Below are 15897 nucleotides of genomic sequence, written 5' to 3'. Positions count from 1 at the left end.
ACTCATGTTGCCAACGCAACGAGCGTGCCTATGCAAGCAGCTCCAAAAAAGAGAGTCAGTCTGCGCAGATGGATCTGGCGCGCGTTTGCCAGTACCAGTCTGTTGCCACTCGTCTTGGTGGAAGGCGTGCTGATCACCACTTACTTCATCACGAACCAATCCATCCGAAACTCCCAGATCGAGTACCTGCATCAAAGTGCGACACGAGACATTCAGGTATCTGTCCAGCAGAATGCCTTGTTGGTGCAAGGCCAACTGGAGCAGATCCACAAGGCGATCGGCCTTTATGCCAAGTCCACTGAGCATGAACTGACCGAAAACCAGAATCTCACGGCGGCCTCGCTTTCATTAAGCGCCGATGGTGTCCGTTACAGTGCGGTAAACGACGGCGGATCCGCCTCGTTTTATTCCAATCTCACGGCGCCGGAAAAACAGGATCTCTACAAGATATCGCTTCTGGCGAATCAAGATTTCATGATGAAGCAGTTGAAGGATGGTGATCCGCTTATTGCCAGCATCTATTTCAACAGTTGGGACAGCTACAACCGGATCTATCCCTGGTTCAATACGCTCGAACAATATCCCCATGACATGGACATCACCCAATACAACTTCTACTACCTGGCCGATGCCCAGCATAACCCGCAAAGAAAAGTGGTCTGGACGGATGTCTACCTGGACCCGGCCGGCCAGGGATGGATGATGTCCGCCATCGCACCGGTCTACAAAGGTGACTTTCTTGAAGGCGTAGCCGGGGTCGATGTAACGGTCGACGGGATCTTGAAGCGGATCGAGCAATTGCAGATGCCGTGGGATGGCTACCTGATGCTGGTCAACAACAAGCTCGATGTCATGGCCGTCCCCAAGGCGGGTCAACGTGATTTTTCCCTGCGCGTCGATAACCAGCCCGCTGGTGAGCCTATTGATCACGAGCGTTTGCAATCGCCGGATTTGAACCTCGCTAGGCATCCGGACCTTGCCAGTCTCAACAAAAATCTACCCGCGCACTCACAAGGCATCGTGACGCTGACGTTGAATGGACGGCCCCACCTGGTCGCCTGGGATGAGATCCCCTCTACCGGTTGGTTCTTGCTGGCGGTAGTGGACGAGGCGGCGGTTATGCAAGAGACCAATCTGCTCGCCACTCATTACCGTGAAGTGGGCTATTTGTTGATTGCGGGGTTGGTGCTGTTCTACGCGTTGTTCTTTGCCTTCATGTGGTGGCGCGCACGCGATCTCAGTCGCCAACTGAGTAGGCCCGTGGAAGGCGTCTCACGAATGATGAGGGAGATCGGTCGGGGTAACTGGCAACCGGCTGCTAGCCCTTCGGACATCATCGAACTTTGGTCAATGTCCAACCAGGCACTGGGCATGGGCAGGCAGTTGGCCCAGGCTGAGTTCGTGCGCAGTTCCACACAGCAGCGGCTCGAATTGGTCATGGAGAGTTTTGCCGAAGGGCTTTGGGAGTATTACCCCCAACGGCAGCGCTTTATTCTCAAGGGAGCCCTGTGCCAGCGTTTCGGTTTCGCCGCCAATGAAGTGCCGATGGCGACTCTGCTGGAGAACATTCCCATTGAAGATCGGCAGATCTTCACGCGGTTTCTGGAAGAGGCCAGCAGCAGCGCCAGCGTGGCGTCGGAAGCGGAGTTCCGCATCAGAGACGTGCATGGCACGTTGATCTGGATCCTTTGCCGAGGCCGCACCCTGGAGCCGTCGCGGCTGGATGATTCCACTGTCGTGGTCGTGGCCTGCGTCGACATCACGACGCTCAAGCAGACCCAATTGGACCTACGGGAGAAAACCCTGGAGGCGGAGGCCGCCAGTACGGCCAAATCCAAGTTCATCTCCAGCATGAGTCATGAATTGCGAACGCCCTTGAATGCCATTTACGGGTTTGCGCAATTGGGACTCATGCAGCCGGCTGACGATGCATCGCAACAGACGGCCAACTTGCAGGAAATCATCGGGGCCAGTGAACACCTTATTCAGTTGGTGGACGACCTGCTTGATCTCTCCAGCCTGCAGGCCGAGAAGCCATTGCTGGATCTCAAACCGGTGAATGTGGCGAGCCTGCTATCCAACTGCGCAGACATGGTTCAACAGCAGGTTTGCGCGCACCGCCAAACCTTGCACATCGAGGCGCCTGCGGATACATGGCACGTCTGGGCGGATAAGCGTCGTCTCAAGCAGGTCCTGATCAATCTGTTATCCAACGCAATCAAGTACAACCGGCCCGGTGGCGATATCACGCTGGGAGCCATGGTTGTCGGGACGGGCGCGCGCTTGCGTCTTTACGTGAAGGATACCGGGCTGGGCATTTCCGCGGATGTGCAGAAGGAGCTGTTCCGGCCCTTCCAGCGCTTGGGTAAAGAGAACTCTTCCATCCAGGGCACTGGCATTGGCTTGGCGTTGTGCCGGGACCTGGCGTTCCTGATGCATGGCACCATGGGCTTTGAAAGCCTGGTCGATGTGGGAAGCACCTTCTGGATCGACATGTGCTCTTCGGCTTTTCCTGCGCCAGGGAGCGATTCCACGGCGTCAGCCATGGGTTTGCCCTGCGTGCTACTGGTCAGCAGCAACCCCGAGGATGGTCAGGTGGTCCGGGATGCTTTGGCCGGTGATTTCGAGGTGCAAAGGGTCGAAACGTTGCCTGAGGCCAGCCTTGTGCTTGAACACACGGCAGTCAGCGTATTGATCGTCGCCACAGCGCATCGTGCGCCTGTGCTGGATCCATTTTTCCGCAGTTTACGCACGCAGTTCGCCGAGGCGGCCATGTCGATCATCGTGGTTCGTGGGGCTATGGACCAGGCCTCGGATGACCCCTTGGAGTGCCAAGCTATAGTGCCTTCTCCCTTGGGGAGGCAGAGTATTCGTCATCTCGTATTGACGCTCATTGCGAAGAGGGCAGACGCATGTTCGCCAAAATAAATGCTGAAAGCAGGATCGTGATTATCGACGATGTGCCCACCAATCTCAGGCTTCTGGATTCATGCTTGCGGGCCGTGGGCCTGCGTAACATCACAACCTTCAGCGATTCGGCCCAAGGGCTGGACTGGCTGCTTTCGAACGCCTGGGACTTGGTGCTGCTGGACCTGGACATGCCCGCGCCTGACGGATTTGAGATCCTCGATCGCCTCAATAAACGCGACCGCACTGAGTCGCCGGTCATCATCGTAACGGCCCTGAACGACCAGCAGAATAGGCGCAAAGGCCTGGAAAAGGGCGCCAACGACTTCATCTCTAAACCCATTGACCTGCCCGAAGTTCTACTGCGCGTACGCAATTGCCTGGAGCTGTCGCAGGCGGCGAAGCAGCTACGCGATGTCAATGCCGAGCTTGAGCGCAAAGTCGAGTTACGCACCGTTCAACTGGCGTCCAGTTACAAGGCGATCAGCAGCAGCTTGAATCGAGCAGCCAGCTATCGCGACGATGACACGGGGCAGCATATCGTTCGTATCGGCGAGTCCTCCGCATTGCTGGCCAAGGCAATCGGCATGCCTTCCCCGTGGTGCGAACTTATGAAGATGGCGGCTCCGCTGCACGATATCGGGAAAATCGGCATTGCCGATGCAATCCTGCAAAAACCGGGAGCGCTCACGCCGCAAGAACGACAGATCATGCAGGAGCATGCGCGCATCGGTTATGAAATCCTGCGTGACCCGCACGGTTCTCCGTTGACGGATCTCGCAGCGGAGATTGCGTTGGCGCATCACGAACGTTGGGACGGCACCGGCTACCCTAACGGGTTGCAGGGTACGCAAATCCCATTGTCGGCAAGGATTGTGTCGATATGCGATGTGTACGACGCCATAAGAATGCCTCGGGCCTATAAACAGGCTTGGGATGTCGAGCGTTCGAGGCGTTTCATCACCGATCAGGCCGGCACCCAGTTCGACCCTTTCCTGGTAGATATTTTTTCTAGTCTCTTTGACGAGATAGATCGCTTGCGGTCGCCGGATGGGTCAGAGGCCTGATATGGCCGCCTGCCGGGTCATCACCGTTTATACCGACCTCAAATAGGCTGCCGATATACGCGCCTCAGCTCGATGCTCCCCCCGTTCCATCCACTAACCCAATCCGATCGCGCCCACCCCGCTTGGATTCATACAGCGCCGCATCCCCCTGTTCGATCAACGCCGCCAGGCTGGCCGGTGGTTGGTCGAAGAGCAGGGCACCGATGCTCAGCGTGACCGGTTGCGGCGTGGCGAAGTGTTGGCCGGCCAGTTGCTGGAATTGCCCACGCAGGTGGTTGCCCAGGTCGACGATCTGCTCGGCGCTGGTGGCGTTGAGCAGGATGACGAATTCATCGCCGCCCAGGCGCGCGGCCAGGGCGCCGTCGGGGGTGACGCTGCGGATCATTTCGCTCAAGGCGATCAACAATCGGTCGCCGGCGATGTGACCGTGCAGGTCGTTGACGCCTTTGAAATGATCGATGTCGATCAGCAGCAGCGCCCCCGGTTGCGCCGTCGAGGCGTGGGCCAGCAGGCGTGGTGCGCGCAGGTCGAGGGCGCGGCGGTTGTAGAGGGCGGTGAGTGGATCGCGGGCGGCGAGGCGGGCGATGTGCTGTTCGCGGCGGTAGCGTTCCGAGCCGGTCATGGACAACGCGATCAGCATGATCGCCATGGCGCCTTCCACCAGTGACACCTGGATGATTTCGCCCTTGAACGCCGCCAGGTCGATCAATGTGCCGGGGATCACCACCGACACGGCCTTGGCCACGTAGAAGGCGCCGTGAATCAGCAACACATAGCGCAGTTGCACCGCACCGACGCTCAGGGATTTGCCATGGGGACGCAGCAGGAAACTGGCGCGCAAGGTCGGCAAGGCCACCAACAGCGACTGCACCGCCAACATGGCTTTGGACCACGGCAGGTCGGCCGGGAGCATCAGCATGCCAAGCCACACCACCAGCATCAGTGCCCAAAGCGGTGAAAGGCGCACCTGGGTGAACCGCGCCACCCCGAGCAAAAACAGAAAATGTGCGCTCACCAGCAAACCGTTGGCGAACCAGATGCCGATCACCAGGTAGCCGTTTATGCGCAGCAGCGCCAGGGTGGAGCCGACGGTGATGGTGGCGAAACCGGCGCTCCAATACAGCAAGGACGGTTCGCGCACACTGCGCCATTCAATCAACAGGTAAAGCGCCGCCGCGGCCGCCAGGGCGACGGTCAGGGCCAGAATCGTGGGAGGGTCGAGCGTCATATCGTGCAGAACTGCCTGGTGTGCGTTTAAACGCGAATTGTAAGCGCACACACAGGTTTTTCAGAACACAAACCGTAATGGCATACCGCCATCCGATGGCCGGCGGTCAGACCCCTTTGGTCGACGGCAGCAACACCGTGAGTATCCCCACCAGCGGCAGGAACGAGCACAGCTTGTAGACGTATTCGATACCGTGGTTATCCGCCAGCAGGCCGAGCAAGGCTGCGCCGATCCCACTGAAGCCGAACATCAGGCCAAAGAAGATACCGGCGATCATGCCCACATTGCCCGGCACCAGTTCCTGGGCGAACACCACGATGGCCGAGAACGCCGAGGCCAGGATAAAACCGATCACCACGCTGAGCACGGCGGTCCAGAACAGGTCGACGTAGGGCAGGGCCAAGGTGAACGGTGCGGCGCCGAGGATCGAGAACCAGATGACCTTCTTACGCCCGATGCGGTCGCCGATCGGCCCGCCGAAGAACGTGCCCGCCGCCACCGCGCCGAGGAACAGGAACAGGTACAACTGGGAGTTGGCCACCGACAGCTGGAATTTTTCGATCAGGTAGAAGGTGAAGTAGCTGGTCAGGCTGGACATGTAGAAGTACTTGGAAAACACCAGTACCGCCAGCACCACCAAAGCGAAGGTCACGCGGCCTTTGGACAGACCGTGGGTGGCCTGGCTGCCTTGCTTGAGCTTGAACAGGTTGAGGTGGTTGCGGTACCAGCGGCTCAAGCCATACAGCACACCGATGGCGAATACGGCAAACAGGCCGAACCAGGCGATATGGTCCTGGCCGTACGGGATGATGATCGCCGCCGCCAGCAGTGGGCCGAATGCGCTGCCGGTGTTGCCGCCGACCTGGAACGTCGATTGCGCCAGGCCGTAGCGCCCGCCCGAGGCCAGGCGCGCAACGCGTGAGGTTTCCGGGTGAAAGGTCGACGAGCCCACGCCCACCAGGCCCGCGGCCAACAAGATCGCCGGAAAGCTGCCGACAAACGCCAGCAGCAGGATGCCGACCAAGGTGCATACCATGCCGGCCGGCAGCAGCCACGGCTTGGGGTGCCGGTCGGTGTGGTAGCCGATCCACGGCTGCAACAGCGACGCGGTGAGTTGGAAGGTGAGGGTGATCATGCCCACCTGGGTAAAGCTCAGCCCATAGTTGGCCTTGAGCATCGGGTAGATCGACGGCAGCACGGCCTGGATCAGGTCATTGATCAAGTGCGCCAGGGCGCACGCGCCAATAACGCGCAACACCAGTGGGCTGGCTTGGGGTGGGCTTGAGGCGGCGGCAGGTGAGGCGGTCAGGGTCGACATGCAGGCATTCCATACAAGGCAGCAAACAGTGAAAGTGGGCAGCGGTGCTATGAACCGCTGCTCCATATCTAGACGCGGTGTTTATGCTAGATTCGGCGCAAATGCCTGTCTCGCGAAATTGGGGCGGCAATCATCGCAAAAAGGGCGAAATGATCAAATCACTGGATACATTCTTGCGGGAGATCGATGAAGGCGACTGGGCCGTCATCAGTTCGGCCACCGACTACCCGGAAAACTGGGTGATTCCAGACCATAGTCATGAGAAGCACCAACTGCTGTACGCCACCGAGGGCGTGATGGTCGTGCGTTCGGCGCACAACCAGTGGACGGTGCCGCCCCATCGCGGTTTCTGGATGCCCAGCGGCCACGTTCACTCCCTGCGCTGTGTGGGTGCGCTGAAAATGCGCAGCGTATTCGTGCGCCCCGGCAGCTTCCCGAATTTGCCGAGCGAGACCAAAGCGGTGAGCATCTCAGCGCTGCTGAGCGAGTTGATCAAGGCCTCGGTCAGCCTTAAACCACCGTACGCCGAGGATTCGCGAGACGCGCGCATCATGCACCTGATTCTGGATGAACTGGCCCTGTTACCGGCCTTGCCGCTGTCGCTGCCGCAGCCGGCCGATTCGCGTATCCAGCAGATCTGCGCGGCCTGGCAACACGATCCGGGCGATGCCTCCACCGTGGCCGACTGGAGCGCGCGCCTGGCGCTGGACCAGAAAACCATCCAGCGTCTATTCCGCAAGGACACCGGCATGACCTTCGGCCAATGGCGCCAACAGGCGCGCCTGCTGTTGGCGTTGGAGCGCATAGCGCTGGGCGAGAAGATTATCGACGTGGCCCTGACGCTGGGCTACGACAGCCCCAGCGCCTTCACCAGCATGTTCAAAAAGCAATTCGGCAAGACGCCGAGTCAGTTTTTCACCTAGCTCGGCGGGTCAGCCCAGCAAACCATGGAACGCGGTGATATCCAGCGGGCGGCTCAGGTAGTAGCCCTGGCCTTCGTCGCAGGCCACCGATTTAAGCATCGCCAAGTGCTCGGCGGTCTCGATGCCTTCGGCGGTCACGGTCAACGACAGCGCGCGACCCAGGCCGACGATGGCCTGAATAATGGCTTTATCGTCCTCGCTTTCTTCCAGACGATTGAGGAAGCTGCGGTCGATCTTCAGCCCGTCGAACGGGAACGCGCGCAGGTAGCTGAGGGACGAATAGCCGGTGCCGAAATCATCCATGGCGATGCGCACGCCGAGCTGCTTGAGGGCGTGCATCACCTCCAGCGCAACGGCGGCATCTTCGAGCATAACGCTCTCGGTAATTTCCAGCTCGACCCGCGCCGGGTCGATCCCCGACGCCTGTAACGCCAGGCTCACGCGTTCCACCAGGTTGCCGCGCCGGAACTCGGTGGGCGACAGGTTAACCGACACAAACAACAGGTCCGGCCAGCGCGCGGCGTAGGCGCAGGCGGTTTCCAGCACCCAGTCGCTCAGCGCCAGGATCAGCCCGGACTCTTCGGCAATCGGAATAAACGTATCCGGCGCGATCAGCCCGCGCACCGGATGCTGCCAGCGCACCAGGGCTTCGGCCCCGACCATTTGCCCGTCGGCGATGCGATAGCGCGGCTGGAAGTGCAAACGCAGTTCCGCATGCTTGATCGCGAACCGCAGATCGCTTTCCAGGCGGCGCCGCTCGATGATCCGCGTGTTCATTTCGCCGGAATAAAAGCGCCAAGTACTGCGCCCGGCGGACTTGGCTTCGTACAGCGCGATATCCGCATAGCGCAGCAGTTCGGTAACGTCTTTGGCGTCATTGGGCGCCAGCGCGATGCCGATGCTGGCGCTGATAAACACTTCCTGCTCATCGATACGCACGGCTTGTTCGATGGAGGCAATCAGGCGCCTGCACAGGTTCTCGACTTCGTCCTGGTTGCCGGCATCGCTGAGGATCAGCACGAATTCATCACCGCCGACCCTGGCCACCAGGTCGCCGTGGCGCACGCAATCGGCCAGGCGCCCGGATACTTCGTTGAGCACCCGGTCGCCGGCGGCATGCCCGAGCAGGTCGTTGACCGGTTTGAAACGGTCCAGGTCGAGGCTGAGCATTACCAGCGGGTGGTCAGGCGAGGGCAGGGTCTTGAGCTTGCCATTGAGGAACGCTTGCAGCCGCGTGCGGTTGGCCAGCCCGGTGAGGGCGTCGTGTTGGGACAGGAACTCGATGCGCCGCCGGGCCTCGACTTCTTCGGTGACGTCGGTGGCGGTGCCACGGAAGCCGCCGCAAGGCATTTGTCGCGCGGCCAGGCGCGTCATGCGTTCCTGGCCCTGAGCGTCTAGGTAACGACACTGCAGGCTGAGGTCTGGATGCCGGTCCGGGCTGCCCAGCCATTGCGAGAGCACGCCGGCCTCGGAGCCAAGCAGGTCGAGCATGGGCGCGCCGATCCAGGCGTAACGGTCCAGGCCGGTGACGCTCTGAAAACGTTCCGACAGGTAGGTGAACCGCCAGTGGCCATCGATCTCCCAGACCCAATCGGAACTGGCCTCCACCACATCGCGAAATCGCGCTTCGCTGGTGGCCAAGGCATTCTGGCTGTCTTGCAGCGAGGCGTGGCTGGCGTCCAGCGCCTGCGCCGCCGCCGTGGCCCGGCGGGAAATCACCCAGGCCATCAGACACACCAGCAGCGCCGCCAGGCCCAGCAGCGGCAGACCGACCGCCATCAGCCGCAGGCCGGGGCGCTCCGGCTCCCAATGCAGGCCGCCGGCGTCGCCGTTGTTGCCCAGGGGGACCAGCAACACATTGCCGATGTCGTCAGGCGTGGCGATGTGCAGATTGTGAATGCCGAACTCATTGCCGATCAGGGCCAGTTTATCGGCGGTGAGCAGGTCTACAAACACCAGCACAGAAGACTTTCGGCCGTCCTTTTCCACGGTGGGGTCGGTGCCGGGGGTAATCGCCGCTGCGGCTATCAATGCGGGGGTGCCATGCACATTGATAAACCGCGTGACCGGGGTTTCGTCATCGGCGCCGGCGCGGGCCTGTTCGAGAATCTGGGCCATAGGCTGGTCCAGCCATTGGCTCAGTTCGAGGTGTTGCATCTGGCCCTCGACCACCGCATACACCGTGCGGTCTGTATCGTCGACCACAAACAGCCCCTGGAAGCCGAAGTCCTGATACAGCGTCGGCCCGACGTTTTCACGGACAAAGGCCCAATCGGTGTCCACCTTCATATGCAGGTGCTTGTAGGCATCGCTCCAGTACGCGTAGTCCTTGACGGTCACACGCAGGGATTTCTCCATCGATTGCATGGCTTTGCGCGTATAAAAAGCGCTTTCCACCTGCTCGGTATGGTCCAGGTCGTGGGCGATGTACACCAGCGAGTAAGCCGCCGCCGCGAACACACCGGCCAGCAAGGCCATGAAATTGAGCAGTGACGTGCGGGTCAGCGACAGACTGGTGCGGGTGGAGAGGGTACGGACGATAGGGGCGAGAGTATTCGGCATTATTTCCCGCAGGGCGTCGCTGCAAGTCATGGGTATGACAGGCTATCGGCACCCTCGGCGAAATATTGAGCGGCTCAGGCGCCACGGGTTTGCCTATCCGGCTCGGGCACGCGTTGGCTGACGTGGGCCGTGAGCAGGGCGAAAACCGCCGCCAGACTAAGGACCGCCGCGCTCAGTTCGAAGGTGGCCCGATAGCCCCGAACATCGAACACCGCGCCCCCGACTATTGCCCCGGCCGCAATGGCCAACTGAATGATCGCCACCATCAGGCCGCCGCCGGCTTCGGCGGCATCAGGCAGGGTGCGAGCCAGCCAGGTCCACCAGCCCACCGGCGCGGCAGTGGCCACCAGGCCCCACAGCGCTAGCAATAGCGTGGTGATCGCGGTCGAGCGGCCAAAGGCCACGAGGGCCAGGGCGAGTAACGCCATGATCACCGGGATAATCGTCAAAGTGCGGTACAGGCTGCGTTGCACAAAGCGTTCGATCAACAGTGTGCCCACCAGCCCGGCGACGCCGAGCACCAGCAGGATCAACGACAGCAGCGACACGCTGACCTGGGTTACCTGCTCCAGAAACGGGCGCAAGTAGGTGAACAACATAAACTGCCCCATGAAGAAGCCGCTCACGGCGAGCATGCCGAGGGCCACCGGCGCGCGCTTGAGCAAGGCGAACACGTTGCCCCCGCTGGTGCGCTGTAAGGACTGGAAAGTCGGCAGGCTCAGCCACAGCCACACCAGGGCGACCACGGCCACCGGTACTACGCAGAAAAACGCGCCGCGCCAGCCGATGATGCCGCCGAGAAAACTCCCCAGCGGCGCGGCGATCACCGTGGCCAAGGCATTGCCGCCGTTGACCATGGCTAACGCGCGGGGCACCTGGGGCTGCGGCACCAGCCGCATCGCCGTGGCCGCCGACAACGACCAGAACCCGCCAATGGCCACACCGATCAGCGCACGGCCCAGCATAAAAACCCAATAATTCGGCGCCCAGGCCACCACCGTACCTGAGGCGATCATCAACGCGGTCAAGCCCAGCAGCAGTCGCTTACGGTCCATTCGCGCAGCCACGGCGGCGATCATCAGGCTGGTAAGCAGTGCGAACAACCCGGACACCGAGATGCCCTGGCCTGCCTGGCCCGGGCTGATATGCAGGTCGGCGGCCAAGGGTGTGAGCAGACTCACCGGCATGAATTCCGAGGCGACCAGGGTGAACGCCGCGAGGGACATCGCGAACACAGCGCCCCAGCGAGGGGAAGAAGGGGAAACGGTCATGGGGGAAATCCTGTCGAGCGTAAACGGCGGCAGCCCGGAAGACCCAGACCACCGCAGTCGGTGATTACGGCAACTGGCGCTTGAAGAAGGCGCCGAGTTTGGCGAAGGGGATCAAATCGACGCGGTCATAGAGGTCGACATGGCCGGCGCCGGGGATAATCAGTAGCTCCTTGGGCTCGGCGGCGCGCTGATAGGCGTCCTCGCTGAACTCCCGCGAGTGCGCGTCGGCACCGGCAATCAGCAGTAAGGGGCGTGGGGACAGTGTCTCGATGTCGTTGAAAGGGTAGAAATTCATAAATTTCACATTGCTTGTCAGCGTCGGCCGGGTGGTGGTCTGCGCCGAGGCGCCGGCGGGGGTAACTTGGCCACGCGGGGTGCGGTAGAAGTCGAAGAACTCGTCGCCTACCGCATCGCCGGTCAGGGCCAGCGGTGTGCCGCCGGTGTAGACGGTCTCGCCGCCTTGGAATTCCACATAGCGTTGATTGGCGGCTTGCAGCAGGACTTTGCGGCGTTGTTCCAGGGGCATGCCGTGCTTGAGGCCGTTACGGTTGGCTGCGCCCATGTCGTACATGCTGACCGTGGCGATAGCCTTCAGGCGCGGGTCGATCTTGGCCGCCGCGATGGCAAAGCTGCCGCTGCCGCAAATACCGATTACGCCGATGCGCTCGCGGTCGACCATGGGGCGGGTGCCAAGAAAATCCACGGCGGCGCTGAAGTCCTCCACATACAGATCAGGCAGCACCGCATTGCGCGGCTGGCCGGCGCTCTCGCCCCAGAACGAAAGGTCCAGGGACAGGGTGACAAAGCCCTGTTCCGCCATTTTGGTAGCGTACAGATTGGCGCTCTGTTCTTTGACCGCGCCCATCGGATGGCCGACCACCAGCGCAGCGCTTCTGGCGCCAGCAGCGAGATGCTTAGGCACAAACAGATTGCCCGCCACCCGCATGCCGTATTGGTTGTTAAAAGCGACCTTTTCGACGGTCACCTGCGAGCTGGTGTAGAAGTTGTCGGCACCGTTGGACATATCGGCTCCCAGTGAAGAAAAAGATGTCACCAGCAAACCCAGGGTGAGCAAGAGGCGTTTCATCGGATGATCCTTGATGGAAAGGGGTTGTGCCTATTGTCCCCAGGCTCAGCTGGTGTCTGTAGTGCGTTACGCTGGATTACTTGCCTGATCCTCTGAGTGTTGCCGCTCCTACGGGGACAGCCCCGCAGCGACGGGATACAGTGCACCGAACACAGTAGAGAGCCCGTTATGAACCTTCCTCAAGCGCCTCTGGACGCCCTGATCCAGTCCATTACCCGGCGCGTGCCAAGCCCCGGCGATCGCCCGATGCCCATTCCCGGCCTGGGGTTCTATCGACGTGAAAGGCCGCAACCTCCTGTGGTGTGCATGGTCGAGCCGTGCATCGTGCTGGTGGCCCAGGGCGAAAAGCAGTTGTGGGTCGGCGGGCAAGGCTACGCGTACGATCCCAGGCGTTTTCTGCTGACGTCCCTGGATATTCCGGCCAATTCCGAAGTGCTGCGCGCCAGCGCCGAGCGGCCGTGCGTGGGGCTGACCTTCAAACTCGACCTGCGGATGCTTGCCGAATTGATCGCCCAGGGCGAGACGCCGCCCACCCGTGAGCGAGCGGCATTGACTGGTGCAGGCATCGGTACGGTCACCGGCGGCATGCTGGATGCCTTCGCGCGGTTGGTGGCATTGCTGGATGAACCGGCCGCAATCCCGGTACTCGCGCCGTTGATCCAGCGCGAGATCCATTACCGGCTCTTGCAGAGCGACCAGGCCGGGCGGCTGCGGCGCATCTGTGCGGTGGACGGGCAGGGCTATCGTATCGCCAAGGCCATCGACTGGCTCAAACTCAACTACGATTCGGCGCTACGCGTGGACGAAATGGCGGCGCGAGTGCAGATGAGCGCGGCCACGTTCCACCATCACTTTCGCCAACTGACGGCAATGAGCCCTTTGCAGTACCAGAAGTGGTTGCGCTTGAACGAAGCGCGCCGGTTGATGCTCAACGAGCATCATGACGTTTCCAGCGCGGCCTTCAGGGTGGGCTATGAAAGCCCATCGCAATTCAGCCGCGAATACAGCCGGCTGTTCGGCTTGCCGCCCAAGCGCGATATCGCCGGGCTGCGCCAAGGCATCAACTAGCGCTCATGGGCCGTCAGGTTGGCAAAGAAGATGCAGCCGATCAGGCGGGCGAACAGGCTTAGGGTTTCGGCCAGGTTGGGGTCGTCGAACAGCATCGCTTTGGAGTCCAGCGCACACAGAGCACCGAACAGGCGCCCATCGGGGAGGAAGATGGGCGTGCCGGCGTAACTCTCGATGGCGTACTGCTTGACCACCGGGCGCGCGGCGAAGCGGCCGTTCTGGCTGACCTGGGGAATGAACAGGGTCTGCGGGTTGATGCAGAACTCGCTGCACAGGGTGGTTTCCAGATCGAGCACGTCGTCCGGGTGGATGCCCATGTCGAAAGGGTCATGCACCGAACACACGACCCATTCCAAGTCGGTAAATTTGGCGATACCGGCAAAGCGCATGCCGGTCAGACGGGTGACAAGTTGCAGGATGCTGGTGGTGGCTTCGATTTCGGCGATGGCGGCGCGTTCTTCTGGGCTGAGCAATGACAGTGGTGCGGTGACGCTGGAAAGCATGCTGAACACTCCAAAGGCGCGGGGGCTGGGGCCACCGCGCGCGGACAGGTCTTAGTTGATACGAGGATGCTGTTGCACCAGGTTTTCGCGCTTGGCTTCTAGTTCGGCGATCTCGGCGTCGATATCTTCGATCTTCTGCTCGATATTGTCATGGTGTTCTTGCAGCAGCTCCTTGGCTTCTTCCATGTCCGAGGCCGCCGGTGCCGCACCGCGCAGGGGGCGGTTAGCGGTCTCTTTCATGGTCACGCCGGTGATCAGGCCGACCACTGCAAACGCCATCAAGTAGTAGGCGGGCATGTACAGGTCATTGGTGGTTTCCACCAGCCAGGCGACAGCGGTCGGGGTCAGACCGGCAATCAGCACCGAGACGTTAAAGGCGCTGGCTAGAGCGCTGTAGCGCAGGTGCGTAGGGAACATCGCCGGCAATGTCGACGCCATCACGCCGATAAAGAAGTTCAGCACAACGGCCAGGATCAGCAGCCCGGCGAAGATCAGCCCGATCTTGCCGCTGGTGATCAGCATAAAGGCTGGAATGGCCAGCAACAGCAAACCCACGCTGCCGGCAATGATGAACGGCTTGCGGCCGATTTTGTCACTGACAAAACCGATGAACGGTTGCACGAACAGCATGCCGACCATGATTGCGATGATGATCAATACACCGCTGTTTTCTTTGTAGTGCAGGTTGTGGGACAGGTAGCTCGGCATGTAGGTGAGCAGCATGTAGTACGTCACGTTGGTGGCAGCCACAATGCCGATACAGGTCAACAGGCTGCGCCAATGCTTGGTGGCGACTTCCTTGAACGACACTTTCGGGCCGTGGGACAGACCTTCGCGGTCGCCTTGTTCGAGGGTGTCCATGTGCTGCTGGAACGCCGGGGTTTCTTCCAGCGCGTGGCGCAGGTAAAGACCGATGATGCCCAGGGGCAGGGCCAGGAAGAACGGCAGGCGCCAGCCCCAGGATTCAAACTGTTCTTCGCCGAGGATGCTGGAAATCAGCACCACCACACCCGCGCCGAGCACGAAACCGGCGATGGAACCGAAGTCCAGCCAACTGCCGAGAAAGCCGCGCTTGCGGTCCGGCGCATACTCGGCAACGAAAATCGACGCGCCGGTGTATTCACCGCCCACCGAGAAGCCTTGGGCCATTTTGCACAGCAGCAACAGGATCGGCGCCCAGATACCGATAGTGTCGTAGCCGGGGATCAGACCGATGGCGAAGGTACTCAGCGACATGATCACGATGGTCGCCGCCAGCACCTTCTGTCGTCCGTATTTGTCCCCCAGGGCGCCGAAGAACAGGCCACCCAAAGGACGGATCAGGAACGGCACCGAGAAGGTAGCCAGTGCGGCGATCATTTGCACACTGGGCGAAGCGTCCGGGAAAAACACCTTGCCCAGCACATAGGCGACAAACCCGTAGACGCCAAAGTCGAACCATTCCATGGCGTTACCCAGTGCAGCGGCGGTGATCGCCTTGCGCATCTTGGTGTCATCGACAATGGTGATGTCATTCAATCCGATGGGATTGACGCTTTTCTTACGTGATTTCATGCGGATCACTCTAAAACAGAACAGGGGAGGTGCTATCACTGCGACAGCACCGCTCTGTCACTTCAGATACAAGTGCATGCGAAATAATTCACCGCTATTTGGGTTTTTTTATGGATGAGGTCGGCGGCCTTACCCCTCAGCAGCAGTCACCCAATGCCCCGCTGTGAGTCAGGCCGTAACAGTGTGCAGGGATTATTCGCGATCTTCGGCGACCCTGTTCAACCCCGCGGCGCTATGCAGCAGGGGGGCATATACACGCCACACTCATTTGTGGTGATCAGGCTTGGCCTGTGCTGGGCTGCGGAGCAGCCCCATTCCAGACGCTGTGGTTTTATCGGGCACACCGAGGGGCTTGGTTTTGGGGCCGCTTCGCAGCCCAGCGCGGGGCAAGCCCGCTCACCACAAAAAT

11 protein-coding genes are annotated in these 15897 nt (G+C 60.8%); 4 read left to right on the top strand and 7 right to left on the bottom strand.

The genetic code is table 11. The features are described from left to right. Nucleotides 1-30: 30 nt before the first annotated feature. Both QRN41_RS06640 and QRN41_RS06635 read left to right on the top strand, forming a co-directional pair. Nucleotides 31-2928, top strand: coding sequence for a sensor histidine kinase (locus tag QRN41_RS06640; RefSeq protein WP_285421362.1), 2898 nt, complete (start codon nucleotides 31-33; stop codon nucleotides 2926-2928). Next, nucleotides 2913-3974, top strand: a complete 1062-nt coding sequence (locus QRN41_RS06635; protein WP_034138288.1) for an HD-GYP domain-containing protein — start codon at nucleotides 2913-2915, stop codon at nucleotides 3972-3974. The genes QRN41_RS06640 and QRN41_RS06635 overlap by 16 nt, the downstream gene beginning before the upstream one ends. Nucleotides 3975-4038: 64 nt before the next feature. On the opposite strand, the gene QRN41_RS06630 is transcribed toward QRN41_RS06635, so the two are convergent. After that, nucleotides 4039-5202, bottom strand: coding sequence for a GGDEF domain-containing protein (locus QRN41_RS06630; RefSeq protein ID WP_285421361.1), 1164 nt, complete (start codon nucleotides 5200-5202; stop codon nucleotides 4039-4041). A 106-nt stretch (nucleotides 5203-5308) separates the two neighbouring features. Beyond that, nucleotides 5309-6520 (bottom strand): MFS transporter, encoded by a 1212-nt coding sequence (locus QRN41_RS06625; RefSeq protein WP_034098162.1) that lies wholly within the window; start codon nucleotides 6518-6520, stop codon nucleotides 5309-5311. Nucleotides 6521-6621: 101 nt separating this feature from the next. On the opposite strand from QRN41_RS06625, the gene QRN41_RS06620 reads away from it, so the two are divergent. Next, nucleotides 6622-7443, top strand: a complete 822-nt coding sequence (locus tag QRN41_RS06620) for an AraC family transcriptional regulator (protein ID WP_040268478.1) — start codon at nucleotides 6622-6624, stop codon at nucleotides 7441-7443. A 9-nt stretch (nucleotides 7444-7452) separates the two neighbouring features. Here QRN41_RS06620 and QRN41_RS06615 read toward each other — a convergent pair whose 3' ends face one another. From QRN41_RS06615 to QRN41_RS06605, 3 genes are all read right to left on the bottom strand, one after another. Next, nucleotides 7453-10005: a bifunctional diguanylate cyclase/phosphodiesterase gene (locus QRN41_RS06615; RefSeq protein WP_285421360.1), complete on the bottom strand. Its 2553-nt coding sequence runs from the start codon at nucleotides 10003-10005 to the stop codon at nucleotides 7453-7455. Between the two features lie 74 nt (nucleotides 10006-10079). Continuing rightward, complete coding sequence (locus QRN41_RS06610) at nucleotides 10080-11276, bottom strand: MFS transporter (RefSeq protein ID WP_167418001.1); 1197 nt, start codon at nucleotides 11274-11276, stop codon at nucleotides 10080-10082. 64 nt (nucleotides 11277-11340) lie between these two features. Continuing rightward, nucleotides 11341-12363 (bottom strand): alpha/beta hydrolase, encoded by a 1023-nt coding sequence (locus QRN41_RS06605; RefSeq protein WP_285421359.1) that lies wholly within the window; start codon nucleotides 12361-12363, stop codon nucleotides 11341-11343. Between the two features lie 168 nt (nucleotides 12364-12531). On the opposite strand from QRN41_RS06605, the gene QRN41_RS06600 reads away from it, so the two are divergent. Further along, nucleotides 12532-13431 (top strand): AraC family transcriptional regulator, encoded by a 900-nt coding sequence (locus QRN41_RS06600; RefSeq protein ID WP_285421358.1) that lies wholly within the window; start codon nucleotides 12532-12534, stop codon nucleotides 13429-13431. Here QRN41_RS06600 and QRN41_RS06595 read toward each other — a convergent pair. Both QRN41_RS06595 and proP read right to left on the bottom strand, forming a co-directional pair. Then, the gene (locus QRN41_RS06595; protein ID WP_034098156.1) at nucleotides 13428-13934 is read right to left on the bottom strand and encodes a GAF domain-containing protein; all 507 of its coding nucleotides are present in this window, start codon (nucleotides 13932-13934) and stop codon (nucleotides 13428-13430) included. The genes QRN41_RS06600 and QRN41_RS06595 overlap by 4 nt on opposite strands. A gap of 51 nt (nucleotides 13935-13985) precedes the next feature. After that, nucleotides 13986-15488: a glycine betaine/L-proline transporter ProP gene (proP, locus tag QRN41_RS06590; protein WP_034138284.1), complete on the bottom strand. Its 1503-nt coding sequence runs from the start codon at nucleotides 15486-15488 to the stop codon at nucleotides 13986-13988. Between the last annotated feature and the right edge of the window lie 409 nt (nucleotides 15489-15897).

It is taken from the genome of Pseudomonas sp. efr-133-TYG-23, from assembly GCF_030209215.1.
In the GTDB taxonomy this organism is placed as follows: domain Bacteria; phylum Pseudomonadota; class Gammaproteobacteria; order Pseudomonadales; family Pseudomonadaceae; genus Aquipseudomonas; species Aquipseudomonas rhodesiae.
The sequence above is the reverse complement of the archived record's forward strand: the minus strand, read 5'-3'. Positions and strand labels throughout refer to the sequence as shown.